Source organism: Bacteroides sp. D22, assembly GCF_000163675.1.
In the GTDB taxonomy this organism is placed as follows: Bacteria; Bacteroidota; Bacteroidia; order Bacteroidales; family Bacteroidaceae; genus Bacteroides; species Bacteroides xylanisolvens.
Map to the genome: position 1 here is coordinate 41,564 of NZ_GG774821.1, position 26,151 is coordinate 67,714.

Below are 26,151 nucleotides of genomic sequence, written 5' to 3' on the forward strand. Positions count from 1 at the left end.
GAATAAAAATCAATGAAATATTTAGTAAAGATAGCATTAGGATTATTCGTTTACATGGCTGCTGTGGCATCGTGTAAAGATGATGACGATAGTGGTATTACCGGATTCTCGATAGATAAGGAAGATATCACGATGGGTGCTGACGGTGGCAAGGATATAGTAACCGTCTCATCGGGAGGCGAATGGGCTGTCAGTGCGTCGGAACCTTGGGTGAACATTTCTCCTGCTAATGGTTTCGGTGCTACTGAGTGTACGGTTTCTATCGATTCGACCTTAATTAACGGAATGCGTAAAGCAGAAATACGTTTTATACCTCAGGGGCAGGCGCCATGTGTGATGACGGTGCATCAAACTGGTTATGGCAAGATGATTTATATAGAAAAGCCTGATGTGGAAATCAAAGCATCAGATACTTATGACAATCGCCATTTTGATGTGATCGTAACCACAAATGTTGCGTTCAAAATGAATACGGAATATGATGTTATTCCAGAAAAAGAGTGGCTCACTTTGCCTGAAGATCCCACTGTTGATTTAGATCGTGGCTCTCGTCCGCGTACAACTAAAATCCGTGTTGAATGGACGATGAATCCGGATTTTGACATTCGTACAGCTAAAATTCATTTCACACCTAAAAGCACCGAAGATAAACTGGAACAGCCTGCTGTGTTGACGATCTCTCAGAAAGCTTCACCGAGGATTGAGGACAATCGCTCGGGCGACTCATTGACGTTGCTCACTATCAGAGAACGCTTGGAAATAGGTAACAACTGGAATCCGGGTGAGAACATGAGATATTGGGACAATGTAGTATTGTGGGAAGAAGGTGATGAAGGACTTCCGAAGGGCGAAAATGTAGTGGGACGTGTACGTTCTGTGTCTTTTAATATGATTAATACCAAAGAATCAGTTCCGCAAGAAGTGCACTACCTGACGTATGTGGAAAGCTTGACTTTCTTTGGCAACTCTAATACGGCAACTAAGAGCATTACGTTGGAAGATGATGTGTGCGGTTTAGAGTATTTGAAATCTTTGACTGTAAGTGCTTACGGATTGTCTGCAATTTCGGATAATCTTGTCCTATTAGGTGATCGGCTTGAGACGTTGGATTTAAGTAGTAACAACTTCAATTCGGTGCCTTCTATTATTACGAAGGAGAATTTCCCGAAACTGAAGTCACTCAACTTAATAGGTAATAGAAGATCGGTTATTTCTGATCTTAGAAATGCGAAAGATCCCGTCAAATACCCGGATGGTATCGGTTTGTTCTTTAATACCAAAGATGATAATACACTTCGTAGATTGTTTATGTGGGATAATTTGGAAGAGTTAAGGTTGTCCTACAACTTTATAGAAGGAACATTGCCTGATTTTGAAATAGGAGTGGACGGAGTGACCGGTTACTCACAGGCCGATGTAGAAGCATTTGGCGGTGATACTATACAGTATTTGGTAAATGAGGGCGCCCATATTCCTAAGATACTTCCGAAAATGAGAAAACTTAGTGTCAACTTGAATTTCTTTACCGGTAATCTGCCTGAGTGGGTGTTGTATCATCCTCATTTGATAGAATGGGATCCGGAGGTATTGATTTATAACCAGATGGAAAAAGGGTTAAATTCAGAAGGAAAAATGGTAAGGTTTGATAACGAGCCGACTAATTTCGACAAGTATTTTGAAGCCTTCCCTAAATTCAAGGAAAAATATGAACTCAAAGACTAGAATATGAAGAAAATATATATATATATAATGACAACGTTTGCACTGTTGGCAGGAGCTTGCAGTGACAACGACTTAAACGATGATGCTCCGGTAGTTCCCGTCACTCCGGATATAGTGATACCGGAAGGGGCTGCCGAAGGGGAATTATTGGTTAAGTTTGTCCCCGAAATGACTGAGATTCTCGACCATACGATGAAAATACGTGCGGTGGGAGCCTCTACCCGGTCGGGTATTCCGTCAACGGACGAGGTGCTTTCTATTTTAGGAGCGTATGACTTCGAACGCGTTTTTCCTGTCAATTCGCGCACCGAAGAAAAGAGCCGTGAAGCCGGATTGCATCTTTGGTATTTGGTGCGTTTTGATAAGGGCACAGATTTGAAAGAAGCTATGGGAAAACTGTCTAAATTGGGCGAAATTTCGAAACTTCAAATAAATCCTACCATTCAGCGGGCATATAATCCTAAAAAGAAACCAGTTCCGGTGTCGGAAGCTGCTCTGAATAAGATGAAAACGCGTGCGGCAGATAACGGTTTTAAGTTCAATGATGAGCTATTACCGCATCAGTGGGGATATATAAACCGAGGAGATTATAGCTTTGTAACTGAGAAAGCTCCTGCTATTGTGGGGTCCGACGTTAATTGTGAAGAAGCGTGGGAACTGTGTACGGGTGATCCGGAAATCATTGTTGCCGTGCTTGACGAAGGTGTTATGTGGAAGCATCCTGATTTGGAGGCTAATATGTGGGTGAACGAAAGCGAGGTATTGGGTTCGGACGATGATGCGGACAAGAATGGTTATAAGGGTGACCGTTATGGTTACAACTTCGTAAAAAATAGCGGGATCATCAGTTGGCAAGCAGCCGAAGATACTGGTCACGGCACTCATGTGGCGGGAACGATAGCTGCCGTGAATCATAATGGTATAGGAGTCAGCGGCATTGCCGGAGGAAATGGAACCAAACCGGGAGTGAGGATTATGTCCTGTCAGGTTTTCGATGGTAATTCCCAGGTAAAGATGGTGAATGAGGCGAGAGCTATTAAGTATGCAGCCGATAACGGTGCCGTAATCCTTCAATGCAGTTGGGGATATAACTCCGCTTATTCCAATCCGTTGCAAGGATATGTACCCGGGCCTGCCACTGACGAAGAGTGGTCAAAGACTTATCCATTGGAAAAAGAGGCACTGGATTACTTTATCCATAATGCAGGTTCTCCTAACGGGGTGATTGAGGGCGGATTGGCCATCTTTGCTTCAGGCAATGAATACTCATATATGTCTTCCTATCCGGCAGCTTATGAGGGATGCCTTTCGGTAGCTTCTATTGCAGCTGACTATACGCCGTCATCATTCAGCAATTATGGGATGGAAGTGGATTTCTGTGCTCCTGGTGGTGATAGCGAATATCATTGTGTTCCGGGTGAAGATACTGATGGTAATAATGTGAACATTGATCAGGGAATGATCCTCTCTACTTTAGTGGTGGAAGGCAAAGCAGCCTACGGTTACAATGAGGGTACGTCTATGGCTTGCCCGCATGTGTCGGGAGTGGCTGCACTCGGTTTGTCGTATGCTTTGCAACAACGTCGCCACTTCAAGGTGCAGGAGTTTATAAACTTGATGAAACAAACGGCGAGAGAGGTGGATTCCTATTATAAAGGTTATAAGACCTATTATTATTTGCATAATTCTCCGGGCTGGTCGGCAACAAGAATGGACCTTTCTTCTTATAGGGGCAAAATGGGTAAACTGGTTGATGCTGGTGCATTATTGCATGCTATTGCCGGAAGCGGGTCGGATATGAAAATGCCCAATCTGTATGTCGGAATCGATAAAATCGTAAAAATAGACTTGGCACTTTATTTCCTGAATGGAGAAAATCTAATATACGAATGCGAGATTAGCGATACGTCGAAGGCAACTGTTACCCTTGAAGGTACTATACTGAAAGTGAAAGGAGTTGTTGCGGGTATGACAAGCGCTACGATGAGAACAAGCGACGGAAAGGAACAATCCTTCACCATTACTGTCCGCAAAAATGCGAATGATAGTGGTTGGATGTAATAGTTTGATAGATGAAGAATAGGCAATGGAGATATTATTTGCTTTATTGGCTGATGGTCTTTTTCCCTGCCCACTACCTTGGGGCGCAGGGAATAGCCTATCAGTCTGTAGAAGTTGATTCGTTGATTAATCCTCCTTTACTGAAAGAGGGAGGAGAGATGTTCAGTTTCGATTCTCTCCGTATACATATTGGCAGTATATACGATACCGATGCGCCCCGAACCTACACATTTCCGTTTCGCAATGTCAGTGGCAAGAATGTACGGATCACGAAGATAACCACTTCGTGTGGATGTACAGCAGCAGCGTTCAGTTTGGGAACACTTGCTCCGGGAATGGAAAGTATGGTTACATTGGTGTATAATCCTAAAAATCGCATCGGAACTGTAGAAACATATGCGTTTGTGTATACGGATATTTCAGAAAAACATCCGGTAGCGCGTCTGATGTTGATAGGTGAGGTTGTCTGTTCCGATGAATGGAGATATCTTCCTTCTACAATGGGAACCTTGCGTATGAAACGCAAACAAATTGTCTTTTCGGAAATGACCTCTAATGTTTGCCCTTCTGAACGCATTTTATGTGCTAACATCGGGAAGAAACCTTTGAAGCTTTCTGCGCAGATGCTTCCTCCATACGCTGTTTTTCAAACAGAACCGGAAGTTATACCGCCAGGGCAGGAGGCAGACATCGTGATAACCGTAGATGGTAGTAAATTGCCTGACAACTTAGGTAATGGGCTGCAGTTCAATTTTATTGTTGAAGGGGTCGACGCACCATTGACAGATCGCTTGGTCAGAGTAACTATCAAACGTTTACAATAATATTTTTGATTAACATTTAAAAAAAACTATAATATGAGAATTCTTTTCAGAATAATACCATTATGCATGCTTTTGTTTAGCTTTATGGCTTGTGATGACGATGAAGAAGTAAAAGTGGAAACGCTGGAAGTAACTCCTGCCAATCTGAATGGTACTTGGCGGTTAGTAGAGTGGAATGGAGAGCCTATGGCTGATGGTACTTATTGTTATATAACTTTTGTCCGTAGAGATAAAACTTTTGAGATGTACCAGAAATTCGATAGTATGTATGCTCGTTTTCTTAGCGGGATATTCGAGATAGAGAAAGATACTTATTTGGGATATATTATTAGCGGTAAATATAATAACAGCTTGGGCGGTCGTTGGAACAATTCGTATATCGTAACAGAACTTTTGCCAGCAGGAACTATGATTTGGACGGTGAAAGATGATGCAGGAGATGTGTCTAAATATGTTCGTTGTGACGGAGTTCCTTCTAAAATTGTAGAAGAAGCTAGAGATGATATAGATAATTAAAATTTAACTTATTGAAAGAAAAAGAGGATTCACTTCATTTATTGAAAATGTTGTGAATCCTCTTTTTTTACGCTTTGAAGAACCTTCTTTGCTGAATGCAGCATTTAATTGTGCATTCATATCAAACATTTTTAATTCTTTTTCGCTCATAATATCCTTTTTGTTGATTCATCTAAAATATTGAAAAAATCTTTATAGTAGTTTTCGTATGCTATTATGTTTCTGTGTATGTAGCGAAGATGATAGAAGTTTACTAGTTGAGCATTATGAATAAATAATTTATCTCTTCACCTAATTATAATTAGCCATGTCATAAAAAAAAGTCATGAATTATTTGGAAATAAAATAAAGCCTTCTTATCTTTGCATTGGATTTATAATTGTAATGAATACAACTTTGAAAAGAAAGGAAGATAATGAAACCATACGATCGATTATTAGAGCATAATATCAAGCCTTCCATGCAACGTATCGCTATCATGGAATATTTGATGGAGCATCCGATTCATCCGTCGGCTGATGATATTTACACAGCATTGTCTCCTTCAATGCCGACACTTTCAAAGACAACGGTTTATAATACTTTGAAATTGTTTTCCGAACAGGGTGCGGCATTAATGCTTACGATTGACGAAAAGAATACAAACTTTGATGCGGATACTTCTGTACATTCCCATTTCCTTTGCAAACGTTGCGGACATATTTATGACTTAAAATGTCCGGAAGCGATTAAACAAGTGGAAAATTTGGAAATGGATGGTCATCAGGTATCGGAAGTTCATTATTATTATAAAGGTATTTGCAAGAATTGCTTAAGTAAAGATAAAGAAACACGTATTGACTAATTAATTTAAAATTGAGAAGAAAATGAAGAAATTTAGATGTACTGTATGCGGTTACGTTCATGAAGGTGACGCAGCTCCTGAGAAATGTCCATTGTGTAAAGCTCCTGCCAGCAAGTTCGTAGAAGTTGTTGAAGTAGAAGGTGGCGCATTGTCTTTTGCTGACGAACACGTTATCGGCGTTGCAAAAGGCTGTGACGAAGAAATGATTAAGGACTTGAACAATCACTTCATGGGAGAATGTACTGAAGTTGGTATGTATTTGGCCATGAGTCGTCAGGCAGACCGCGAAGGTTATCCTGAAGTAGCTGAAGCTTTCAAACGTTACGCTTGGGAAGAAGCTGAACATGCTGCTAAGTTTGCAGAACTGTTGGGTGACTGCGTATGGGATACTAAAACTAACCTGCAGAAACGTAAAGACGCTGAACAAGGTGCATGCGAAGACAAAAAACGCATCGCAACTCGTGCTAAAGCTCTGAACCTGGATGCTATCCATGACACTGTACACGAAATGTGCAAAGACGAAGCTCGTCACGGTAAAGGTTTTGAAGGATTATACAACCGTTATTTCGGTGATAAGAAATAATTAAGCCTAATAAACTCTTAAAAGGTCTGTATTCCGCAACGAATACAGACCTTTTTTATTTATATTTGTCTATCAATTTTTAAATACCACAGTTATGAGAAAAGTACAACTATTGTTAGTTTGTTTAATGCTTTCAGCGGCTGCCTTTGCTGCTGATAAGGTGATTAAATTGCCGAAGCCTAATTTAAACCGCACTGGTGCGGTGATGAAGGCATTGTCTGAACGACATTCAACTCGCGAATATGCTTCGAAAGCATTGAGCCTGGCTGATCTGTCTGATTTGTTGTGGGCTGCTAATGGAATCAACCGTAAGGAATCCGGAATGAGAACCGCTCCGTCAGCGTTGAATAAACAGGATGTGGATGTATATGTAGTGTTGCCTGAAGGAAGTTATCTGTATGATGCTAAAAATCATCAGTTGACACTGATAGCTGCGGGAGATTATCGTGGTGCAGTGGCAGGTGGTCAGGCGTTTGTGAAAACAGCTCCGGTATCATTGGTTTTAATCAGCGATCTTTCGAGGTTTGGCGATGCCAAAAGTCCACGCAGTCAGTTGATGGGGGCTATGGATGCCGGTATTGTTTCTCAAAATATTTCAATCTTTTGTTCTGCTGCTAACTTGGCAACAGTACCACGTGCTTCGATGGACAATGAGCAGCTAAAGAAGGTTTTGAAATTAAAAGATAGTCAGATGCCAATGATGAATCATCCTGTAGGACACTTCAAATAAGGATTCGCAGGAAGCTTATAAGCCGTATAAAGAAGATTTATAAGCCTATAAAAAAGAGTGACGCTATCTCTATCGGATACCGTCACTCTTTGCTTGTTATAGCGTCACTATCCTGACCGGATACCGTCACTATATTTTCTTCATTATTTCAAGAGAAATTCATCAATCGCTTTCTTGTAAGTTGCTTTATCAGCAGCTCCACGGAAAAGCTGTGGATCCCCTTTCATCGGAATGAACACAAACAATGGAATACTTGTAGCATTAAACAAAGCTGCCAGTTCTTTTTGTTTTTCCACGTTAACTTTGTAGATGACAATTTTCCCTGCATATTCCTTTGCCAGTTCTTTCATGATAGGAGCTGTCTGACGGCAAGGTCCGCACCAGTCTGCATATAAATCGATGATGGCGGGCTTGTCGCCTTTGTATTTCCACTCCTTTGATTTCTCATAATCGAAGACGTCTTTCAGAAACATGTCTTTGTCCATTACGACGACTTCACCGTTACCTGTTACCTCTTTTTTACCTTGATTGGATTCCCCGCTGTCATTGAAAGCGTATACAATCACGCTTACCATGACAAGGGCTACCATTACTAATACTTTCTTCATTCGTTATCTTTATCTTTTTAACTATAATGCTTTTCAATAACCCCTTGCAGCTCGCTGCTATGGATTACACCGGAATGTCTCCAGACAGCCTCTCCGTTTTTAAATAATATAAAGGTCGGGACAGCTTGTATGCGATATTTAGTAGCCAGGTCTTCATGCTGGTCAACATCTATCTTTGCAATACGTGCTTTATCTCCTACAATTAATTTTAGTTCTTCTAAAACTGGTTTCATAGCTTTACAGGGTCCGCACCATTCTGCAAAGAAATCAACTAAAACCGGTACCGGTGACTGTATTAAATCTTCAAACTTTTCCATAATCTTTCCTTTCTTAGAGTTAAATGACAGTCATTGAAGACTGCAAATATAAATCCTATTTTATTATAATAACGAAAAAAGGTCGTTTTTGTTCATAGAATAGTCATTGTAGAGTCATCATCTTGTAATGTGAAAGAGGGAACTTTGCGTATCGAAAAATAATAGAACTATGAAATTCTTATTTATTGTTCAAGGTGAGGGGAGAGGGCACTTTACACAGGCGATCACCCTCGAAGAAATGTTATTGCGTAATGGACACGAAGTAGTGGAAGTCTTGGTGGGAAAAAGCTCGACACGTACCTTGCCGGGATTTTTCAATCGGAGCATTCACGCACCAGTGAAGCGCTTCATTAGTCCAAACTTTCTGCCTACAGCAGATAATAAGCGGGCAAATCTGACGAAAAGCTTTGCATACAATTTATTGAAACTACCGGAATATATCCGTAGTATGTATTATATAAATCAGCGGATCAGGGAGACAGGGGCGGAAGTCGTCATCAACTTCTACGAACTTTTAACCGGACTTACCTATGCACTCTTCCGCCCCTCTGTTCCGTATATTTGCGTTGGACATCAGTATTTGTTTTTGCATCATGATTTCGAGTTTCCGGATAAGAGTTCGTGTCAGTTATGGATGTTGCGTTTCTTTACCCGGATGACTGCTCTGAAATCCTCGAAGAAGCTGGCTTTATCTTTCCGGGAAATGGAGCAGGATGATAATAATCAGATAGTAACTGTCCCTCCTTTGATTCGTCAGGAAGTGACAGCTATCCGGCCGGAAGAGGGGAATTATATTCACGGATATATGGTCAATTCCGGGTTTGCCGATAGCGTGGAGCATTTTCATGCAAGGCATCCGGAAGTCCCACTAACATTTTTCTGGGATAAATCGGATACCGAGGAGGTGATACGGGTGGACGAAACATTGAGTTTCCATCAAATAGATGATGTGAAGTTTCTTAATGCTATGGCAGGTTGCAGAGCTTATGCCAGTACGGCTGGTTTCGAGTCTATTTGTGAAGCAATGTATCTTGGAAAACCAGTGTTGATGGTCCCGGCACATATTGAACAGGACTGTAATGCGTATGATGCAATGAAAGCGGGAGCAGGAATAATCAGTGATTCCTTTGACTTGCAACCGTTGCTCCGTTTTGTCGGGAAATATGCCCCGAACCGTCACTTTATTTATTGGGTTCGCAGTTGTGAACGTCGGATCATCCTGGAACTGGAGAAACTGGCAGCCTCACAATCAGAAATAACTTCAATACCAACATTTAATAATTATTTACCAATATGAAACTGAACAGAACAGATTATGTGCTTGAAAGCGCATCGGATGGTGGCTATTATGCCTGGTTGACTGTAAATATGCACTGTAACGCTTATGGAGAATCTCCGGAAGAAGCAATTCAGAATTTACAGAATATAATGAATGGAATGATTGATGAGATGTATATGGTGGAAGAGTTTATATAAATTGAAAATAGAGAATTAAAAATTGAGAAATATAATGCCAGATGGCATAACTTTTATTTCTCAATTTTTAATTCTCAACTCTCAACTTACTCAATGCTAAGTTCGTCGATGATATGAGAGGCTCCTGCGTATTTATCGATGATAAACAAGGTATAGCGGATGTCAACACAAGCGGCTCGCTGCGATGAAGGACGGAAAGCAATGTCTCCTGTTAAGCCTTCAAAGTTGCGGTCGAAAGCAGTTCCAACCAACTGACCTTTGCTGTTAAATACCGGACTACCGGAATTTCCTCCTGTATTGTCGGTGTTTACAATAAAGCAGACGGGCATTTCACCGTTTTTACCATAGCGTCCATAATCCTGGGATTTATACAGCTCTTTCAATTTTTGAGGCACTACAAATTCCCAGTTACCCTGATCTTCTTTCTCCATTACACCTTTGAGGGTGGTATGAGCATCATACACAACACCGTCAGCGGGTTCATAAGAAAGTACCTGGCCGTAGGTCAAACGTAAAGTTGAATTGGCGTCCGGATAAATAGGTGTACCTTTTTCCTGTCTCATATCCATCATGCCTTTCACCCATACTTTATGAGCAGCGTCATAGTTCTGATTGGCTTCTTTCATGGCAATGGCTGTTTTCAAGATCCCGTCGGTAATAGAATATTTGAATAATACCATCCAGTCATATCCTATTTTATACAAACTTGGTTTCTTGATAAACTTTTCAAAGTTTTTAGGATTGCCAAAAATAGAATGTTCAAAGCAAGCATCGATGAAGGCATCGATACTTCCCTTGAAGCGGGAATTGATGATTTCGAAGATATTGATTCGTTGTTCCTCCGGAATATAGTTGGCATAAGTTTTCAGCATCTCTTTGGCAACCATCCGTTCTACTTCGGGGAAGGGGACAGAAGCAAAATACTTATCAGCTTCTTGCTTTAATTTTAGCTTCGCCTCTTTTATTTGCTCCTTATCTTTTGATTTCAGAGCGGCAACCAATTCCATCGTGGAAGGGATGCGCATAAAATCAAGGGCGGTGACCAATGCTTCATTGATAGCCTGCTGATGATAGATCGCGTCACGGCGATGAGCCACAATAGAACGAATCTCATCAAAAGCTTTCTGATATGAATCATCTCCTTTTTCACGGCCACGGGCTAATAATTCCTCTTGTTGCGCACGTTTGGTATCCAGTACGTTGAGACGTACCAGTCCTTCATTCATACCGATGGCATTCTTCCAGTAGTTGGCTGATGAAGCATATTTGCTCGCATAATGAATACGTACGGCAGGATCTTTCAGCATTTGCTCCATGAGTACTTTCTGACGGGCTCCACGTACATGCTGGCGCATAAAGTTGGTCGTTTGCATCCGTTCTTCCACTTCGTCGGAAATCATATATCGCCAGTTACGTCCCGGAAATCCCATCACAAAGGTGAAATCTCCTTCCTGAACTCCGGCAATGCTGATTTTCAAGTGTTTCTTTACCTGCAAAGGGACGTTGTCTTTTGAATATTTTGCCGGTTTTCCGTTCTTGTCCGCATAAATACGGAAAAGGGAAAAGTCGCCTGTGTGACGAGGCCACATCCAGTTGTCGGTATCTGCACCGAATTTGCCGATGGAAGAAGGAGGAGCGCCCACCATACGAATATCACTGTACACCGTTTTGATGAACATATAATATTTGTTTCCTCCGTAAAAAGCCTTGAGCTCCAGTTTTGTTGCAGGAGTTATTTCTATGTTCTCTGCTTTGGCGAAACGTTCTGCCACGGTGCCCAGATAACTTGGTGACAGGTAGTTGACACCTTCCGGGTCCGGATCTTTTTTCAGTTGCTCATTGACGTAATCGGTCACATCCAGAATCCGGTCGATAAATGTAACGGTCAATCCCGGAGTAGGAAGTTCCGCGTCACGATTCATAGCCCAGAAACCATCTGTCAGGTAGTCATGTTCCACATTACTGTGTTGCTGGATAGCTCCATAACCACAGTGGTGATTCGTCAGTACCAGTCCTTCGGAAGAGATAATTTCTCCCGTGCATCCTCCTCCAAAGTGTACCACAGCATCTTTCAGAGAAAGACCGTTCGCGTCGTATACTTCTTCGATCGGAATTTCAAGACCGAGTTCGCGCATGGCAACTGCGTTCTGGGTTTTCAGATCGGTTAGCATCCACATGCCTTCGTCGGCGTGGATGCTAAGAGTTGCCAGTGAAAATAGGACAAATAGGATTTGTTTTCTCATTTATTCTACGATTGTCATTTCATTAATCAGGTGTCCGCAGTTGCCTAACTTCTCCAGAATGAACAGGACATAACGGATATCCAGGTTGATACAACGTTGCAGGTTGTTGTCGAAGTTGATGTCACCGCTCAATGATTCCCAGTTACCATCAAAAGCACAACCGATCAGTTCTCCGTTTTCATTCAATACCGGGCTGCCGGAATTACCGCCGGTGATGTCATTGGTAGACAGGAAGCAGACAGGCATATCACCGTTCGGTAAAGCATAACGGCCATAATCTTTCTTCTCAATCAGCTCTTTCAGTTTGGCAGGTACAACGAACTCGCGGTCTTCCGGATTTTCTTTCTCAAGAATTCCTTTAGTGGTGGTGTAATAGTTGTAGTGTACGCCGTCTTTCGGATCGTATGGTTTCACGTTACCATAAGTCAGACGAATGGTAAAGTTTGCGTCCGGGTAAGAGGGGACAGGCAATTTCATTTCGCCCAGACCACGAATATAAGTTTTGTGCAGCAAAGCCAGTTCCTGATCCATGTCCTTGAGCTGGGAAACCAGTTTATCCATCAAGTCATATTTAGACTGGCAGTATTGTAATGCAAGATCGTTGTCGATTGCTTTCACTGACGGCTTCTTCGTAAACTTCTCGAAGTTTGCGCGGTTGGCAAAAATAGAGTTGTCGTACATATCATCAACAAACTTGTTGTAATCGCCCTTATATTTCTGCTCAATTACTTTGTAGATAGACGGACGCTGGTTAGCCGGAACCATTTCCGCATATAACGGGAACAATGCTTTAGCAACTTTGCGGTCTACTTCATGGTCATAATCTTTGTTATGGATACTTTCGTAAGTGCTTTCCAGCGCTTTCATACGTGCTTCGATCACAGAGTCGTTCTTTTCAAGCAATGCTTCACGCGTTTTAGATAACATGACATTACCAAATTCGATAGCTCCGAAGAAAGTCTCTCTCAAACAAGTATATTGATAATTGAGAGGGGTTGTTTTAGCTACCAGGTCATCGATGTTCTTCACGACTGCCGCATATTCGGCATTGTTTTGCGCCTTTGCAAATTCTGCGAATTTAGCTTCCTGTGCAGCTTTCGTTCCCAACACATCATTATCGATGATGGCTTTATTCATACCGATGGAGTTTTTCCAATAATTGCTGGAACCCGCATACTTGTTAGCATACTGAATACGGATTTTGTCACTGGCATTCATCACTTCCTTTAGGACAGCCAAACGTGCGCCACGAATACGGATACGCGGGTCGTTTTCCGATTCCATACGTTCTTTCACCTCTGATACAGTCAGGTAACGGCTCGTACTTCCGGGAAATCCCATAATCATTGCGTAATCTCCCTCTTTCAACCCTTTGATAGAGATAGACAAATGTTTCTTTGTTTTCAGGGGAACATTGTTTTCACTGTATTCTGCCGGTTCACCGTTCGCGTCAGCATAGATACGGAACATGGAGAAGTCGCCGGTATGGCGCGGCCACATCCAGTTGTCTGTCTCGCCACCGAACTTACCGATAGAAGAGGGGGGAGCAGCTACCATACGTACATCCGGATATATTTTCTTATAAAAAAGATAGAATTTATTTCCGGCATAGAACGGAAGAGCCTGCGGAACAATTCCTTTTTTGTCTGCCAGGTCACTTTTGAAATAAAGGTCATGAGCCAGCTTTTGAAGGAATGTATTGCTGAATGATTCGGATTCGGTGATTTCCTTCGCTGCAATTTTGGCATTGACAATGTCTGTAACATCTTCGATACGTTCGATAAATGTAAATTTCAGTCCCGGAGTAGGAAGCTCCTTGTCTCTGGAAGTAGCCCAGAAACCATCTGTCAGATAATCGTGCTCAACACTACTATGTTGCTGGATGGAAGCGTAGCCACAGTGGTGATTGGTTAGAATTAAACCTTCGGGCGAGATAATTTCTCCCGTACATCCACCTCCGAATATACCTACGGCATCTTTGAGAGAAACGCCGTTTGGATTATATAAGTCCTGGGCTTCCAGTTTTAATCCCTGTTTTTTCATCATGTCTATGGAGTGTTGCTGTTGCATCAATTGCAATAGCCACATACCCTCATCCGCTCTAACGGAAAATACAAAAAGCGCAGCCAGCGCTACCAGATAAAATCTTAGTTTGTTCATTATTTAATGATAAAATTTGAATATATGATTGTTAATATGTTCTGTTTCTCATTCTCAACTCTCCACTCTCAATTCTCCGTTTCTTAAAGCTTCCATGATATTAGCAGGCGGACGTTGATTCATCAGTTCGTTTTTCATAAAGTCCATGTAAGGAGCTACATGTTTAAAGAACTGATAATAACCTTTGCATAAGTAGTTCAATCCCGGTTCACCTTCTGCCGTTTGGCTAAAACGATTTTTCGGGCATTCCCCGTTGCAGGCAAACAGGAACTCACACTCTTTGCATTGAGTAGGGAGAGACTGGTATTTCATGTTCCCGAAGTTGTGCTGACGCTCGCTATGCATCATTTCTACCAGTGTCTTACTGTAAATGTTGCCTAACTTATATTCGGGGAATACAAAGTGGTCGCAAGAATAAACGTCTCCGTTGAATTCCATTACACCGGCATGTCCGCAAGTCTTTGCCATCGTGCATATACCGGGTTGCTCACCCATCCAGTTGGCCAGGGTAGAATCGAATATCTGCACATAGTATTTGCCGACATCTTCTTTCACCCATTCGTCAAAGAGAGTACAGAGAAAGTTCCCCCATTGTTCCGGAGTGATTGAAAAGTCAGCCAGTGTTCCGGCTTTATTTTCGGCAAGAGAAGCGAGATGACGTCCGTCTTCATGCGAAAGAATACGTTCAACGATGGGAGCGAACTGGATATACTGACAACCGATTTCTTTGAAGAAACGATAAAACTCCAACGGATATTCGGCATTGAAGTCATTGATAACTGCCATTGCATTCCATTCTACCCCGTGTTTCTTCAGAAGATTGATGCCTTGCATCACTTTCACAAAAGAAGGTTTTCCCAATTTGTTTTTGCGATACTCGTCATGAAACTCCTGCGGACCGTCGATGGAGACACCTACCAACCAATTGTTTTCACGGAAGAATTCGCACCATTCGTCAGTGAGCATAGTTCCGTTGGTCTGGATGCAATTGTCGATCGTACGTCCGCGGGCGTATTTCTTTTGCAGTTCCATTGCCTTTTTATAGAAGGAGAGCGGTCGCATCAGCGTTTCTCCTCCGTGCCAGGTGAAAAGTACCTGCGGCATGGTTTGTGAGTTAATGTACTCGTCGATAAACTTTTCCAGAAGTTCATCGCTCATTACGTGTTTCGGATTGTCTTTGTATAGGTTGGCCTTTTCCAAATAATAGCAATACTCGCATGCTAGGTTGCATACGGCACCTACAGGCTTTACCATTACATAAAGCGGTTTGGCAAAAGGGGCAAATGTTGATGTTTTCATGACTGCAAAATTAGATAAACTAAATGAAAAAAATAGCCTTACACCTATGTTTATAAGGATTATTAAAGAAAAGAGTCTTACAAGATTTAAATATTGATAAAATGTTTCTTTGAATTCTGAATCAGTTGTACCTTTGTGCACAGAATTTAATGAATAAATGAACGTGAATAAAATTTTGCCTTTTTTGCTTTTGCTTCCGTTTCTGGCTTCCTGTACCAGTAAGTACAAGATTGAAGGAACATCTTCAGTGAATAGTCTGGATGGAAAGATGCTGTATCTTAAATCTCTGCGTGATGGCGAGTGGGTGAAGCTGGATTCTGCTGAAGTGGTGCATGGTCTGTTTTCAATGAAAGGGAAAATAGATTCCGTACAGATGGTGACGCTTTATATGGATGAAGAAAGCATTATGCCGATCGTTCTAGAAAGTGGAAAAATAACAGTTACTATCAGCAATACGGACTTGAAGGCAGTGGGAACTTCTTTAAATAATGCGTTGTACGAGTTTATCAGCAAAAGAAACCAATTAGAAGAAAGTATCAGCGAACTGGAGCAGAAAGAAACCCGTATGGTATTGGATGGAGGGGATTTGGATGAAATTCACAGTCAGCTGGTGGTGGAAGGTGATTCACTGATGCAAGCGATGAATCAGTATGTGAAAACGTTCATTTCCGACAATTACGAAAATGTATTGGGACCCAGTGTATTTATGATGCTTTGCAGCTCTTTGCCCTATCCTATTATGACTCCGCAGATAGATGATATTATAAAGGATGCTCCTTACTCTTTTAAAGATAATAAGCTGGTAAGAGAATTCCTGTCTAAAGCAAGAGAAAACATGAAGTTGATAGAAGAACATCAACGATTGGAACAAAATGCTTCAACAAATAAGTAATACTTGAGTTTTTTGTGTATTTTTGCATAAAACTCAAGTAAAATGAAAACGACTACTGTTTCGGTATACGCCGCTTTCTTTTTTATTTTAGTCTTATCGGTTTCTTGTCGTAGAGATTCGGAGGCCTCCGATGTGGCGTTCCAGAAGATCGAAATATGTATGGAATCTCTTCCGGATACGGCTCTGTATCTATTAAAATCAGTTCCTCATCCTGAAAAATTGCGTGGAAAGTCGCAGGCGGATTATGCGCTTTTATTAACGCAGGCAATGGATCAGAACTATGTGAAGTTTACTTCTGATTCGTTGATTGCATTGGCACTGAATTACTATACTGTAGAGCGTGGTGACACTGCCATGCGTGCTAAAGCACAGTATTATTATGGTAGAGTGCTGCGTGAATTGGGTAAAGATGAAGAGGCTTTGTCGTTCCTGTCTTCAGCAAAGGAAATGTTCGGGAAGATTCAATGTTGCAAGATGTTTGCCATGGCTACTGATGAAATAGGGATGGTGAACCGGAAAAAGAAATTGTATCAGGAGTCATTGAAGAATTTTCAGGAGTCATACGCTATCTATGAAGAGTTAAAAGATTCTGTGGGCATTGTCAGAGCCGGGCAGAATATAGGCCGGGCTTATTTGTTTCAGAATAACTGGGATAGTTGCTATTTCTATTATAATAATGCTTTAGAATTAGCCAGAAAAAAACAGTATCCGTCTGAAGTTTCCATTTTACATGAGTTGGGTATCCTGTATCGTTCTATGGGAGAGCTGAAAAAGTCAGAACGCTATTTCCTTGCTGCTTATAAAAAAGAAACGGATGAAGAAAGGAAATATGTAGAGTGTATGTTTTTGGGATATTTGTATATACAAATGGGGGATGTGGAGAATGCCAGGAAATACTTTAAGATGAGTATAAATTCCTCTAAAGAGTATACCCGTATTGATGCATACAACAATTTATACTTTTTGGAAAAGGATATTGATAATTTTGAAGAAGCAATTACTTATCATGAAAAAGCGGATTCCATTGTCAGCGTATTGGATGAGGTCGATTCTTTGGAGTTGATAACAGAACTGCAAAAGCAGTATGAGAACGAAAAACTCCGGAGCGATAATTTACAAATGAAAATGCACCGTACGGTTTTTCTGTTTTGCGGTACGATTGTTTTTCTGATTGTAGCCTTCTATATGTGTTATTACTATTACAAAAGTAGGAACCATAAAAAGAAGATTGCCGAGATTGAATCCCAGATTAGAGATAATGAAGAGGAGATAAAGCGATATCAGCAGGAGATGGAAGAAATCCAGGAGTTGAAAGACCAAGTGCTGGAAGAGAACCGCATACTCGAAGAAAATCGAATGAAGGTAGGCGAGTTGAATGGAAAGATTGTGCTTTTGAGTATGCAGAACAAAACCTTATCGGGGTTGTTGAAAGAACTAGGAGGAGAGTTAACAGTCGGACCATCTTCTGAACAGTATATATCTGCTTTTCGATTATTGCTTGCTATCAAAGAGGGAACATTAAGAGGTAAGTTGTCTGATGGAGAACGCTATAAATTGTTTAGTCTGTTTGATTTACTCTATGCTAATTACGTTACCCGATTGCTTGACAAAGCTCCTTTATTGACAAAACGTGATCTTGAAATCTGTTGCTTCCTTAAATTTGGGCTGACTAATGAAGAGTTGGCTCGTATTTTCCAGACCTCTTCCGACTCGGTAACCAAGGCGAAGGGGAGACTAAAAGGCCGGTTAGGCATTTCTTCACAAGAAGATTTAAATGCATTTTTAAGGGACTTTTGATAAATAAAAAATGAATTGTCCGGGTCAATAACAGAATCAAAATATGTATTTTATTGAATTTTAGATCTTTACGATGAATCAGACACACTGATTTTGTCCGGGTGACTTTTTTTGTGTTTTCAGATGCATGCCGTACTTTTGACCTAACAAAAACCAAATAGCTATATGAAAAATCCTAATGAATTATCTGCTACCTCTTCATGGAGAGGTAACGAATTGCAGTTGATAGAACAGAAAGCCAACATTGTTGTCGGAGTAGCTAATTCTCGTACGCGGTTAAGGATAGGAGTTCTATTAAGTAAATATTCAGAGTATCAGGTGGATTATATATCCTCCGAGAGTGAAACAGGTAAACTGATTGAAGAAGCCGATCTAATAATTGGAGCGGGATTACTGCCTATGAAGGGGTGTTACGCCGGAAACCGGTGATTGTAGTGGGGGATTATGGTCTTGGAGGCTTGGTCACTCCGGATACATTCCGTAAGCATTATAACAATCGGTTTAGAGGAAAGATTAATGGTGCAAGAGGTGAATCTTTCTCATTGGAGAATTTAGAAAAAGAAATTCATAAAGGTTTTAATTTGACTTTTCAAGAATTGCAAATGATGTCAAACCAAACCATAACTTTGCAAAACATCTAAATATCTGAATTCTTTAATTTAATAGTTTGATGCATAAAACTGGTTAGGAGTGTGGGGGTGCGTGAGCATCCCCATATTCATTTTAGGTATAATACACAGATTACCGGTCTTGATCTTCGTTTTTCACCATTCCCTTATGTTGCTCCGGGAGGGCACTTTCAACAGCTGCGTATGCCTCTGCCATGGTTGCCTTGATATTTTCCATGCCTTTTCCTTTGGGAGGAATAGGGTCGTGAATAGTCAGAATCATGCGATGGCGATGTATCCATTTGCCTGTGCGTGGAAGGATTTCAAATGAGCCATCGATAGTGACAGGTACCACTGCCAACTGTAAATCATCCGCCAATTGGAAAGCCCCTTTTTTAAAATATCCCATGTGTCCGGTAAAAGTGCGTGCGCCTTCGGGAAAGACCACCAGAGAAACTCCGTCTTTCAACGAGTCTTTTGCCTGCCGGATGGTTTCCAAAACCTTCTTCGGGCCGGAACGGTCTACAAAGATATGTCCTGCGCTTTCACAGGCTTTTCCGACGAATGGCAATTTACGCAGACTTTTTTTCATCATCCACTTAAAGTTTCTTCCAATGAAGCCGTAGATGAGGAAAATATCAAATGAACCCTGATGGTTAGGTACAAAAATATAGGAAGTTTTGTCATGCAGCTTTTCGCGCCCCTCAATCTTCACGGGAATCAACAGGAACAGACAAATTAATTGTGACCATATCTTCCCCGGATAATATCCCCAGAAGTGGGCTCCTCCCAAGAGGGAACCTACAATAGTGACGATTGCCGTAAGGATGGTCAGCACTAATAAAATAGGCAAAGCGATGCAAATCTGATAAATATAATACAGTATCTTCATAGGGTTGGATTTTTATCCTGCAAATATACATGATTATTGGTAAAAAAGAGAGGCAGATGCGAGATAATCTTTCCGATTGTGTTATTTTTGTCTCTTGTTAGTAGAGATAGTTATAAAATTATGATACGTATATTACATACTGCCGACTGGCATTTGGGACAAACCTTTTTTGGATATGATCGCACGGGAGAACATGAGGTATTCCTGAATTGGCTGGCAGAAGAAATTCGTCAGAAAGAGATTGATGCATTGATTATAGCCGGAGATGTTTTTGATGTTTCCAACCCTTCCGCTGCATCCCAAAGCATGTATTATCAGTTTATTTATCGGGTGACAGTGGAGAATCCGAATCTGCAGATTGTCATTGTAGCCGGTAATCATGATTCGGCAGCACGTCTGGAAGCTCCTTTGCCTCTGTTGCAGGCTATGCGGACAGAAGTCAGAGGGGTGGTGCGCAAACTTGAAGGTGGAGAAATTGATTATGACCATTTGATCGTGGAACTGAAGAACCGGAAAGAGGAAGTGGAACTGCTTTGCATGGCTGTCCCTTTTTTGCGCCAGGGGGATTATCCGGTCGTGCAGACGGAAGGCAACCTGTACGCGGAGGGAGTTCGCGAACTATATTCGCAGCTTCTGCAAAGGCTATGGAAGCAAAGGACAGCGAATCAGTCGATTCTTGCCATCGGTCATTTGCAGGCTACAGGATCGGAGATTGCAGAAAAAGATTATAGTGAACGTACTGTGATTGGTGGTCTGGAATGTGTATCGCCGGAAGCTTTTTCCGAACAGATAGCGTATACGGCATTGGGGCATATACATAAAGCGCAGCGAGTGTCGGGAAGGGAGAATGTGAGATATGCAGGAAGTCCTATTCCGATGTCTTTTGCAGAGAAACATTATCATCATGGAGTCGTGATGGTGACTTTTGACGGAGGTTGTGCAGTGGACATTGAACGGTTGGAATGCCCGAAATTAATCCCTTTGGTAAGTGTGCCGAATGGAGAACCTGCCTTGCCGGAAGTGGTGTTGGAAGCTTTGAAAGAATTGCCGGAGACAAAGGATGTAGCTCCTTATTTAGAAGTGAAGGTACTGCTGGAGGAGCCGGAACCCATGCTTCGGCAGGAGATTGAGGAGGCATTGGCAGATAAAAATTATCGATTGGCACGCATTGTGTCTACCTATCGCACCGATGTAGAAAATAAGGAGAAAGAAAACGAGAACTGGAAGAGAGGATTGCAGGAGATGTCTCCCTTACAGATTGCGCAGTCTGCCTTTGAAAAGATTTATCAGGTGGAAATGCCTGCCGAACTGACAGGTTTGTTTCAGGAAGCCTATTGGGCTGCTACTCATAAAGAAGAGGAGGAAGAAGAATGAAAATACTGGCTATACGATTGAAGAATCTGACTTCGATAGAAGGGACAGTAGAAGTCGATTTTACAGCAGAACCATTACATTCTGCAGGTATATTTGCCATTTCGGGACCTACGGGTGCCGGTAAGTCTACTTTACTAGATGCTTTATGTCTGGCACTGTATGATAAAGCTCCCCGTTTCGCAACTTCGGTGGAAAGTGTGAATCTGGCAGATGTAGGAGACAATCAAATAAATCAGTCCGATGTAAGAAATTTATTGCGTCGGGGAACAAGCGACGGTTATGCGGAAGTCGATTTCTTAGGCATTGACGGACGGCGTTACCGTTCTCGCTGGTCGGTAAGACGGACAAGAAATAAGATAAGCGGTTCTTTGCAGCCACAAACGCTGGAGGTGAAAGAGCTGGATACGGAGAAAGAATTCCAGGGTACCAAAAAAGAGTTGTTGATTCAGTTGGTGGAGTTGGTGGGGTTGACGTATGAGCAGTTTACCCGTACCGTATTATTGGCGCAGAATGATTTTGCGACATTCCTGAAATCGAAAGGAGCGGCCAAAGCGGAGTTGCTTGAGAAGTTGACGGGAACCGGTGTTTATTCCCGGATTTCTCAAGAAGTCTATGCCCGGAATAAGGCGGCACAGGAAGAAGTCACTTTGATTCAGAATCGAATGAATGTGATCGAATTGATGCCGGAAGAAGAATTGCTTGCTTTACAAAAAGAGAAAGAACTGTCGGCCGAAAAGCGTGTGACAGGAATCAAACTGCTGGCGGAACAGAATGAACAACTGAATGTGGTTCGTTCATTAAAAATGCAGGAAGATCTTTGGAAGAAGAAGCAACAGGAAGAACAGGAGGAGCAAGCAAGATTGAAAATGTTACAGGGCGCATTGGCTTCACAAGAAGAAGGATTGGTGCATTTCAAGGCACAATGGGAAGCCATACAGCCGGACTTGAAGAAAGCCCGTCAGTTGGATGTACAGATACAGTCACAGCAGGACAGTTACACACAATCGAAACAGATGTTACAGTCCGCTAATAAACAGGTGTCGGAGCAGGAACAAAAAATGCGGATGGCTACGGAGCAGTTGCAGGTTTCTTATTCTTCTCTGAACCGTTTGCTGAATCATGTAGGAATAGAAGAAGCGTTGCAGCTAGAACAGGTGGAAGAAATTCTACGGCAGGAAGCAGACAAACTGACAGCCGGGATAAATACGAATGAAGAGCGGTTGTTGCGATTAAACTCTTTCGGATATCCGTTATTGACCGAAGAACAGATGAAGTTGCAAAAAGAGCTGACACGCCAACAGAATATCCGGCAATTGACGGAAACGCAGACGAAAACAAAGGCAGAAATAGAACGGTTGGAGAAAGAAACAACTGATTGCCTGAAACAATTGACGGAACAAGAAACTGCATTGAAAGTAACTCAACGCCTTTACGAAAATGCACGTATGGCAGTGGGAAAAGACGTGAAAGCATTGCGTCAGCAATTGCAGGAGGGGGAAGCTTGTCCGGTTTGCGGTAGTACGGTGCATCCTTACCATCAGGAACAGGAGGTAGTAGATACTCTTTTCCGGAGTATAGAACAGGAGTATAATGCAGCAGTAGCAAACTGTCAACAGATCAATAACCGGAGCATTGTTTTGCAACGTGATTGGACGCATCAGAAGATGGTGGACGGACAGATTGGAGAACAGTTGGCGGCATTGTATAAAGTTGGGATCGATGCTAGTAACGAAGAGCAGATACAACATCGTTTGACGGAACTGGCAGAACGTATTTTAGAATATCGTAATCTTTATGCAGAATGGCAACGCAGCGATGAAGAAATTAAAAAGATGCGTGCGCATTGTGAAGCTCTTCGTGAGAATGTATCTCTTTGTCGCCTGGCGATGCAGAAAGTATCGTCTGCTAAAGAACAGTTGGTGTTATTGCAGAATGCTGCTTCAGCCGAACAAAAGAGATTTGAAGTTATAGAGAAAGCGTTGAATGTGCTCTGTCAGGAACGTTCGCAACTGTTGAAAGGAAAAAGTGCGGATGAAGCGGAAGCAGCCGTGGCAAAAAGAGAAAAAGAGCTGAATTTGGCTTTGGAGAAAGCACGCAAAGAGGTAGAGGCTGTGCACAATCGCCTTTCTGGTCTGCAAGGAGAGATGAAGCAAATTACGCTGGCTATTGGAGAATTGCAGGAACAGTATAAAAAGATTGGGTCTCCCGAACAACTTCCCGAAATAATAAAGAAACAACAGGAGGAAAACCTGAATACCGAACGTGCTCTTTCTACTATGGAAGCCCGTCTGCTACAACAAGCAAAGAATAAGCTAACTGTGGAGCAGATTGCGAAGGAGCTGGCAGAGAAACAGACGATTGCCGAACGTTGGGCGAAACTTAATAAACTGATAGGCAGTGCGGACGGAGCGAAATTTAAAGTGATAGCTCAAAGTTACACTTTGAATTTACTGTTGCTTCATGCCAATAAACATTTATCCTACCTTTCTAAACGCTATAAGTTGCAACAGGTTCCCGACACGTTGGCGCTTCAAGTGATAGATTGTGATATGTGTGATGAAATACGGACTGTGTACTCTCTTTCCGGTGGTGAATCATTCCTGATATCTTTGGCGTTGGCTTTGGGTTTGTCTTCCTTATCAAGCAATAACCTGAAAGTGGAATCTCTTTTTATTGATGAAGGATTCGGCTCTTTGGATGCGGAAAGCCTGCGTACGGCAATGGAAGCATTAGAACAATTACAGATGCAGGGACGGAAAATCGGAGTTATTTCTCACGTACAGGAGATGAGTGAACGAATTTCTGTTCAGGTGCAAGTGCATAAGAAAGTGAATGGAAAGAGTGTGCTTACCGTTGTAGGGTAAGCACATCCATTATCTCCTTTTACATTAATTCGTTCAATTCGCTTAAATTCTTCTTTATTTCGTGGATGCGATTTAAGAACTTCTTGCGGTAAATCCATAAAATCAATCCTAGTCCTCCGCCCCATAACAGGATAAAGAAGGCTATCATGCCTATTCCATATTGCCACACTTGCCAGTAGATAAATGAGAGTACAGCCAGTACCAAGAGGAAAGCAATGGCAATCAGTCGTTCTCTGATGGTCCATCGGTGTATACGGTTCACGCGGCTGATTACCTCTACCAGAGGCATCTCGTCTATTTGAGTCCGTTGGAGAAAGCGGGTGGTGACGATGTCCCAGCAAAGTGCGGGAATCCATGCGAAAATGATAATGATGTAGATCGGGTTCAATCTGTTGTGCAACAACACCTCCGCTAAAAACAAGATCAATATCGGCAAAGAAATCAGAATAAGCTTGATGTTCAGGCTGGCAATGGCATGGATACCTTTGTCTGCATGCCTTATCAGCTTTTCAAGCTCTTCTTCTTTGATGAACTCTTTATCTTTCAAGTGTTCATCCAGGGCATTCCAAGATTTTTTCAGTTCTTCCAGTTCCATATATCTTATTCCTCCTTTTTCATTCTTTTAAGTTTGTCTTTGATACGGCTTAGTTTAGTCGCTACATTGGTAACCGTTAGTCCGGTAATTTCTGCTATTTCTTCATAACTTTTGTCTTCGAGATAGAGCAGGATAATTGATTTGTCTAGTTGTCCCAGCTGGTTAATCATCTGATAAAGCTGTTTCAGCATTTCGTTGATCGGGTCGTGTGCTTCTATGGTCCAGTCAGTATCTTTGGTGAGACTGACAATTTCCGGTACATTCTTTTCTTTACGATAAAAACTGATACAAGTGTTGAGGGCAATACGATAAATCCATGTAGATACTTTACATTCTTTTCTGAATTTAGGATAGGCTTTCCAAAGATTCAGTAGCACATCCTGATAAAGGTCATTGAGCGGAGCATTGGGGTTGGCGTACAGATAGCACACTTTGTAGATCACCCGTTCATATTCGCGGATTACCGACAAGAACTCTTGCTCAATAGGAGGATTGGCTTCTGTTGTTTGTTCTCTCATGAAGTCTATGATTGCTTTTCTGGTTAGTTAGTCGTGAGAAAAGGAGAAAAATCACAGGAGAATGATGATTATTGAAGATTCGCTGCCAGAAACTTGCGCATTTCTTCGATGCTTTTTCCCCGGCGGCGGGTATAATCTTCGAGTTGGTCTTCTCCAATCTTTCCTACAGAGAAATATTCGGAAGCCGGATGTGAAAACATAAGTCCGCAAACAGAAGCGTGCGGATACATGGCCCCGTTTTCAGTCAATGAAATACCTATCTGTTTCATGTCCAGCAGTTCATCCAACAGGAAGTTGACAGACTGATCCGGTAAAGACGGGTAGCCGACGGCAGGGCGAATACCTTGATATTTCTCGACCAATAAATCCGCTATGCCCAGATTTTCTTCTTTGGCATATCCCCATGCTTCTTTTCGTACATACTCATGCATCTTTTCTGTTGCAGCTTCTGCCAGTCGGTCGGAGAGGGTTTGGACAAGCAAGTGTTTATATGGATCCTGTTCATACAGTCCTTCCATGTCCGCATCAATAGAAGAAGCAAAAGCACCGATGGTGTCGGGGATGCCGGAAGAAAGAGGACGGATAAAGTCGCTTAGACAAAGGAAAGGACTTCCATCTCTTTTGGGTGTCTGCTGACGCAGTAAAGGAAAGGTGACGAATTGGTCTTTTTCTTTCTCAATAATCAAATTATCTCCGTCAGCGTTCGCTTTACAGAGCTTGAATAGGGTCTTTACCTCATAATCCCGGTCGAGTAGATCAAGCATCCGGTTGGCTTCTTTAAATAGCTGCATGGCTTCGGAGGCCTTGCTACGTTCTTCTTCCGGAAAAGTCGTCAGCCACGAAGCACGACAGGCATCACATCCGTGAATGTTGGCGATGGCTGCAAAACGTGGCTGGAAACCCCATGCGTGGAAAAAGTAAATCCAGTTGATGTAGGGAGTGACTGTATGTATTTTATAAGATAGAATCATAATTTATACAATTAAATGGGAATTTAGCGGTTAAATGGGAATTTATCGGTTAAAATGGGAATTTTGCAGTTAAATGAGAATTTATCGGTTAGGCTGAAAGCCTTACAATTATATATTTATTGGGATGTCCTGAAAGGGCTTAATTATATAGCGTAGGGCAACGCCCTACGAAAAAAACACACCAGCCACAAGCCCTGAAAGGGCGGAACCGTATACAATTATGCCCTTTCAGGGCGCAAATTCAGATTGTCGTTTTT

General features: G+C 42.0%; 23 protein-coding genes and 1 pseudogene. 15 read left to right on the plus strand and 9 right to left on the minus strand.

Features of this window, described 5'->3' with window-relative positions; translation table 11 throughout:
• Positions 1-12 precede the first annotated feature (12 nt).
• From HMPREF0106_RS03995 to HMPREF0106_RS03980, 4 genes are read left to right on the plus strand one after another with little or no spacing between them, the layout of a single operon-like run.
• On the plus strand, positions 13-1,722 hold the full coding sequence (locus tag HMPREF0106_RS03995; RefSeq protein WP_004312040.1) for a hypothetical protein: 1,710 nt from the start codon (positions 13-15) through the stop codon (positions 1,720-1,722).
• Between the two features lie 3 nt (positions 1,723-1,725).
• Positions 1,726-3,783, plus strand: a complete 2,058-nt coding sequence (locus tag HMPREF0106_RS03990) for a S8 family serine peptidase (RefSeq protein ID WP_009040905.1) — start codon at positions 1,726-1,728, stop codon at positions 3,781-3,783.
• Between the two features lie 11 nt (positions 3,784-3,794).
• The gene (locus HMPREF0106_RS03985) at positions 3,795-4,607 is read left to right on the plus strand and encodes a DUF1573 domain-containing protein (protein WP_004315959.1); all 813 of its coding nucleotides are present in this window, start codon (positions 3,795-3,797) and stop codon (positions 4,605-4,607) included.
• Positions 4,608-4,640: 33 nt separating this feature from the next.
• Entirely contained in the window at positions 4,641-5,123 is a 483-nt protein-coding gene (locus HMPREF0106_RS03980; RefSeq protein WP_008770893.1) for a lipocalin family protein, read from the plus strand.
• Between the two features lie 3 nt (positions 5,124-5,126).
• Here the strand turns inward: HMPREF0106_RS03980 and HMPREF0106_RS27550 are convergent, their stop codons facing one another.
• Positions 5,127-5,273: a hypothetical protein gene (locus HMPREF0106_RS27550; protein ID WP_008018500.1), complete on the minus strand. Its 147-nt coding sequence runs from the start codon at positions 5,271-5,273 to the stop codon at positions 5,127-5,129.
• Between the two features lie 265 nt (positions 5,274-5,538).
• Between HMPREF0106_RS27550 and HMPREF0106_RS03975 the strand changes: the two genes are divergently transcribed.
• The 3 genes from HMPREF0106_RS03975 to HMPREF0106_RS03965 all read left to right on the plus strand — a co-directional run bounded on the left by HMPREF0106_RS03975 (position 5,539) and on the right by HMPREF0106_RS03965 (position 7,280).
• Positions 5,539-5,967, plus strand: a complete 429-nt coding sequence (locus HMPREF0106_RS03975; protein ID WP_004315958.1) for a Fur family transcriptional regulator — start codon at positions 5,539-5,541, stop codon at positions 5,965-5,967.
• Between the two features lie 22 nt (positions 5,968-5,989).
• Positions 5,990-6,550 (plus strand): NADH peroxidase, encoded by a 561-nt coding sequence (locus tag HMPREF0106_RS03970; protein WP_004297333.1) that lies wholly within the window; start codon positions 5,990-5,992, stop codon positions 6,548-6,550.
• 94 nt (positions 6,551-6,644) lie between these two features.
• The gene (locus tag HMPREF0106_RS03965) at positions 6,645-7,280 is read left to right on the plus strand and encodes a SagB/ThcOx family dehydrogenase (protein WP_009040907.1); all 636 of its coding nucleotides are present in this window, start codon (positions 6,645-6,647) and stop codon (positions 7,278-7,280) included.
• Positions 7,281-7,423: 143 nt separating this feature from the next.
• Here HMPREF0106_RS03965 and HMPREF0106_RS03960 read toward each other — a convergent pair whose 3' ends face one another.
• Together HMPREF0106_RS03960 and trxA are read right to left on the minus strand one after the other, a co-directional pair.
• Positions 7,424-7,888: a thioredoxin family protein gene (locus HMPREF0106_RS03960; RefSeq protein ID WP_008643293.1), complete on the minus strand. Its 465-nt coding sequence runs from the start codon at positions 7,886-7,888 to the stop codon at positions 7,424-7,426.
• Positions 7,889-7,905: 17 nt separating this feature from the next.
• Entirely contained in the window at positions 7,906-8,205 is a 300-nt protein-coding gene (gene trxA / locus HMPREF0106_RS03955) for a thioredoxin (RefSeq protein ID WP_004315954.1), read from the minus strand.
• A 169-nt stretch (positions 8,206-8,374) separates the two neighbouring features.
• Between trxA and HMPREF0106_RS03950 the strand changes: the two genes are divergently transcribed.
• Positions 8,375-9,502, plus strand: a complete 1,128-nt coding sequence (locus HMPREF0106_RS03950; protein WP_004315953.1) for a glycosyltransferase family protein — start codon at positions 8,375-8,377, stop codon at positions 9,500-9,502.
• On the plus strand, positions 9,499-9,681 hold the full coding sequence (locus tag HMPREF0106_RS03945) for a type II toxin-antitoxin system HicB family antitoxin (protein WP_008643295.1): 183 nt from the start codon (positions 9,499-9,501) through the stop codon (positions 9,679-9,681). Before HMPREF0106_RS03950 ends, HMPREF0106_RS03945 begins: the two co-directional genes overlap by 4 nt.
• Positions 9,682-9,767: 86 nt before the next feature.
• On the opposite strand, the gene HMPREF0106_RS03940 is transcribed toward HMPREF0106_RS03945, so the two are convergent.
• From HMPREF0106_RS03940 to HMPREF0106_RS03930, 3 genes are read right to left on the minus strand one after another with little or no spacing between them, the layout of a single operon-like run.
• A complete protein-coding gene (locus HMPREF0106_RS03940) occupies positions 9,768-11,924 on the minus strand; it encodes a S46 family peptidase (RefSeq protein ID WP_009040908.1) in 2,157 nt (718 codons plus the stop codon).
• The gene (locus HMPREF0106_RS03935) at positions 11,925-14,084 is read right to left on the minus strand and encodes a S46 family peptidase (protein WP_009040909.1); all 2,160 of its coding nucleotides are present in this window, start codon (positions 14,082-14,084) and stop codon (positions 11,925-11,927) included.
• Positions 14,085-14,138: 54 nt separating this feature from the next.
• Positions 14,139-15,383, minus strand: a complete 1,245-nt coding sequence (locus HMPREF0106_RS03930) for an anaerobic sulfatase-maturation protein (protein WP_008643298.1) — start codon at positions 15,381-15,383, stop codon at positions 14,139-14,141.
• Positions 15,384-15,540: 157 nt separating this feature from the next.
• Here HMPREF0106_RS03930 and HMPREF0106_RS03925 point away from each other — a divergent pair, with 157 nt between their 5' ends.
• The 3 genes from HMPREF0106_RS03925 (at position 15,541) to HMPREF0106_RS27985 (ending at position 18,501) form a co-directional block, all read left to right on the plus strand.
• A complete protein-coding gene (locus HMPREF0106_RS03925) occupies positions 15,541-16,275 on the plus strand; it encodes a DUF4369 domain-containing protein (protein WP_004297344.1) in 735 nt (244 codons plus the stop codon).
• Positions 16,276-16,317: 42 nt separating this feature from the next.
• The gene (locus HMPREF0106_RS03920) at positions 16,318-18,072 is read left to right on the plus strand and encodes a tetratricopeptide repeat protein (protein WP_032851610.1); all 1,755 of its coding nucleotides are present in this window, start codon (positions 16,318-16,320) and stop codon (positions 18,070-18,072) included.
• 165 nt (positions 18,073-18,237) lie between these two features.
• Positions 18,238-18,501, plus strand: a complete 264-nt coding sequence (locus HMPREF0106_RS27985; RefSeq protein WP_004315946.1) for a hypothetical protein — start codon at positions 18,238-18,240, stop codon at positions 18,499-18,501.
• 312 nt (positions 18,502-18,813) lie between these two features.
• Here the strand turns inward: HMPREF0106_RS27985 and HMPREF0106_RS03915 are convergent, their stop codons facing one another.
• Positions 18,814-19,572: a lysophospholipid acyltransferase family protein gene (locus tag HMPREF0106_RS03915; RefSeq protein ID WP_004315944.1), complete on the minus strand. Its 759-nt coding sequence runs from the start codon at positions 19,570-19,572 to the stop codon at positions 18,814-18,816.
• Positions 19,573-19,692: 120 nt separating this feature from the next.
• Between HMPREF0106_RS03915 and HMPREF0106_RS03910 the strand changes: the two genes are divergently transcribed.
• The 3 genes and pseudogenes from HMPREF0106_RS03910 to HMPREF0106_RS28495 all read left to right on the plus strand — a co-directional run.
• Entirely contained in the window at positions 19,693-20,946 is a 1,254-nt protein-coding gene (locus HMPREF0106_RS03910) for an exonuclease SbcCD subunit D (RefSeq protein WP_009040912.1), read from the plus strand.
• The gene (locus tag HMPREF0106_RS03905) at positions 20,943-23,810 is read left to right on the plus strand and encodes an AAA family ATPase (protein WP_009040913.1); all 2,868 of its coding nucleotides are present in this window, start codon (positions 20,943-20,945) and stop codon (positions 23,808-23,810) included. The genes HMPREF0106_RS03910 and HMPREF0106_RS03905 overlap by 4 nt, the downstream gene beginning before the upstream one ends.
• Positions 23,811-24,293: 483 nt before the next feature.
• A pseudogene (locus HMPREF0106_RS28495) lies at positions 24,294-24,338 on the plus strand (hypothetical protein); the annotation flags it as partial.
• A gap of 72 nt (positions 24,339-24,410) precedes the next feature.
• On the opposite strand, the gene HMPREF0106_RS03895 reads toward HMPREF0106_RS28495, so the two are convergent.
• Both HMPREF0106_RS03895 and HMPREF0106_RS03890 read right to left on the minus strand, forming a co-directional pair.
• Positions 24,411-24,923, minus strand: coding sequence for an RNA polymerase sigma factor (locus HMPREF0106_RS03895; RefSeq protein WP_008643303.1), 513 nt, complete (start codon positions 24,921-24,923; stop codon positions 24,411-24,413).
• Between the two features lie 68 nt (positions 24,924-24,991).
• On the minus strand, positions 24,992-25,894 hold the full coding sequence (locus tag HMPREF0106_RS03890; RefSeq protein WP_008021806.1) for a vitamin B12 dependent-methionine synthase activation domain-containing protein: 903 nt from the start codon (positions 25,892-25,894) through the stop codon (positions 24,992-24,994).
• Between the last annotated feature and the right edge of the window lie 257 nt (positions 25,895-26,151).

Bases quoted from the DNA above. Each gene is read 5' to 3' on its own strand.
- HMPREF0106_RS03945 (WP_008643295.1), top strand. From the start codon at position 9,499: ATGAAACTGAACAGAACAGATTATGTGCTTGAAAGCGCATCGGATGGT.
- HMPREF0106_RS27550 (WP_008018500.1), bottom strand. From the start codon at position 5,273: ATGAGCGAAAAAGAATTAAAAATGTTTGATATGAATGCACAATTAAAT.
- HMPREF0106_RS03910 (WP_009040912.1), top strand. From the start codon at position 19,693: ATGATACGTATATTACATACTGCCGACTGGCATTTGGGACAAACCTTT.
- HMPREF0106_RS03995 (WP_004312040.1), top strand. From the start codon at position 13: ATGAAATATTTAGTAAAGATAGCATTAGGATTATTCGTTTACATGGCT.
- trxA (WP_004315954.1), bottom strand. From the start codon at position 8,205: ATGGAAAAGTTTGAAGATTTAATACAGTCACCGGTACCGGTTTTAGTT.
- HMPREF0106_RS03980 (WP_008770893.1), top strand. From the start codon at position 4,641: ATGAGAATTCTTTTCAGAATAATACCATTATGCATGCTTTTGTTTAGC.
- HMPREF0106_RS03950 (WP_004315953.1), top strand. From the start codon at position 8,375: ATGAAATTCTTATTTATTGTTCAAGGTGAGGGGAGAGGGCACTTTACA.
- HMPREF0106_RS03965 (WP_009040907.1), top strand. From the start codon at position 6,645: ATGAGAAAAGTACAACTATTGTTAGTTTGTTTAATGCTTTCAGCGGCT.
- HMPREF0106_RS03970 (WP_004297333.1), top strand. From the start codon at position 5,990: ATGAAGAAATTTAGATGTACTGTATGCGGTTACGTTCATGAAGGTGAC.
- HMPREF0106_RS03925 (WP_004297344.1), top strand. From the start codon at position 15,541: ATGAACGTGAATAAAATTTTGCCTTTTTTGCTTTTGCTTCCGTTTCTG.
- HMPREF0106_RS03935 (WP_009040909.1), bottom strand. From the start codon at position 14,084: ATGAACAAACTAAGATTTTATCTGGTAGCGCTGGCTGCGCTTTTTGTA.
- HMPREF0106_RS03990 (WP_009040905.1), top strand. From the start codon at position 1,726: ATGAAGAAAATATATATATATATAATGACAACGTTTGCACTGTTGGCA.
- HMPREF0106_RS03960 (WP_008643293.1), bottom strand. From the start codon at position 7,888: ATGAAGAAAGTATTAGTAATGGTAGCCCTTGTCATGGTAAGCGTGATT.
- HMPREF0106_RS03930 (WP_008643298.1), bottom strand. From the start codon at position 15,383: ATGAAAACATCAACATTTGCCCCTTTTGCCAAACCGCTTTATGTAATG.
- HMPREF0106_RS03890 (WP_008021806.1), bottom strand. From the start codon at position 25,894: ATGATTCTATCTTATAAAATACATACAGTCACTCCCTACATCAACTGG.
- HMPREF0106_RS03895 (WP_008643303.1), bottom strand. From the start codon at position 24,923: ATGAGAGAACAAACAACAGAAGCCAATCCTCCTATTGAGCAAGAGTTC.
- HMPREF0106_RS03975 (WP_004315958.1), top strand. From the start codon at position 5,539: ATGAAACCATACGATCGATTATTAGAGCATAATATCAAGCCTTCCATG.
- HMPREF0106_RS03915 (WP_004315944.1), bottom strand. From the start codon at position 19,572: ATGAAGATACTGTATTATATTTATCAGATTTGCATCGCTTTGCCTATT.
- HMPREF0106_RS03940 (WP_009040908.1), bottom strand. From the start codon at position 11,924: ATGAGAAAACAAATCCTATTTGTCCTATTTTCACTGGCAACTCTTAGC.
- HMPREF0106_RS27985 (WP_004315946.1), top strand. From the start codon at position 18,238: ATGAAAAATCCTAATGAATTATCTGCTACCTCTTCATGGAGAGGTAAC.
- HMPREF0106_RS03905 (WP_009040913.1), top strand. From the start codon at position 20,943: ATGAAAATACTGGCTATACGATTGAAGAATCTGACTTCGATAGAAGGG.
- HMPREF0106_RS03985 (WP_004315959.1), top strand. From the start codon at position 3,795: ATGAAGAATAGGCAATGGAGATATTATTTGCTTTATTGGCTGATGGTC.
- HMPREF0106_RS03920 (WP_032851610.1), top strand. From the start codon at position 16,318: ATGAAAACGACTACTGTTTCGGTATACGCCGCTTTCTTTTTTATTTTA.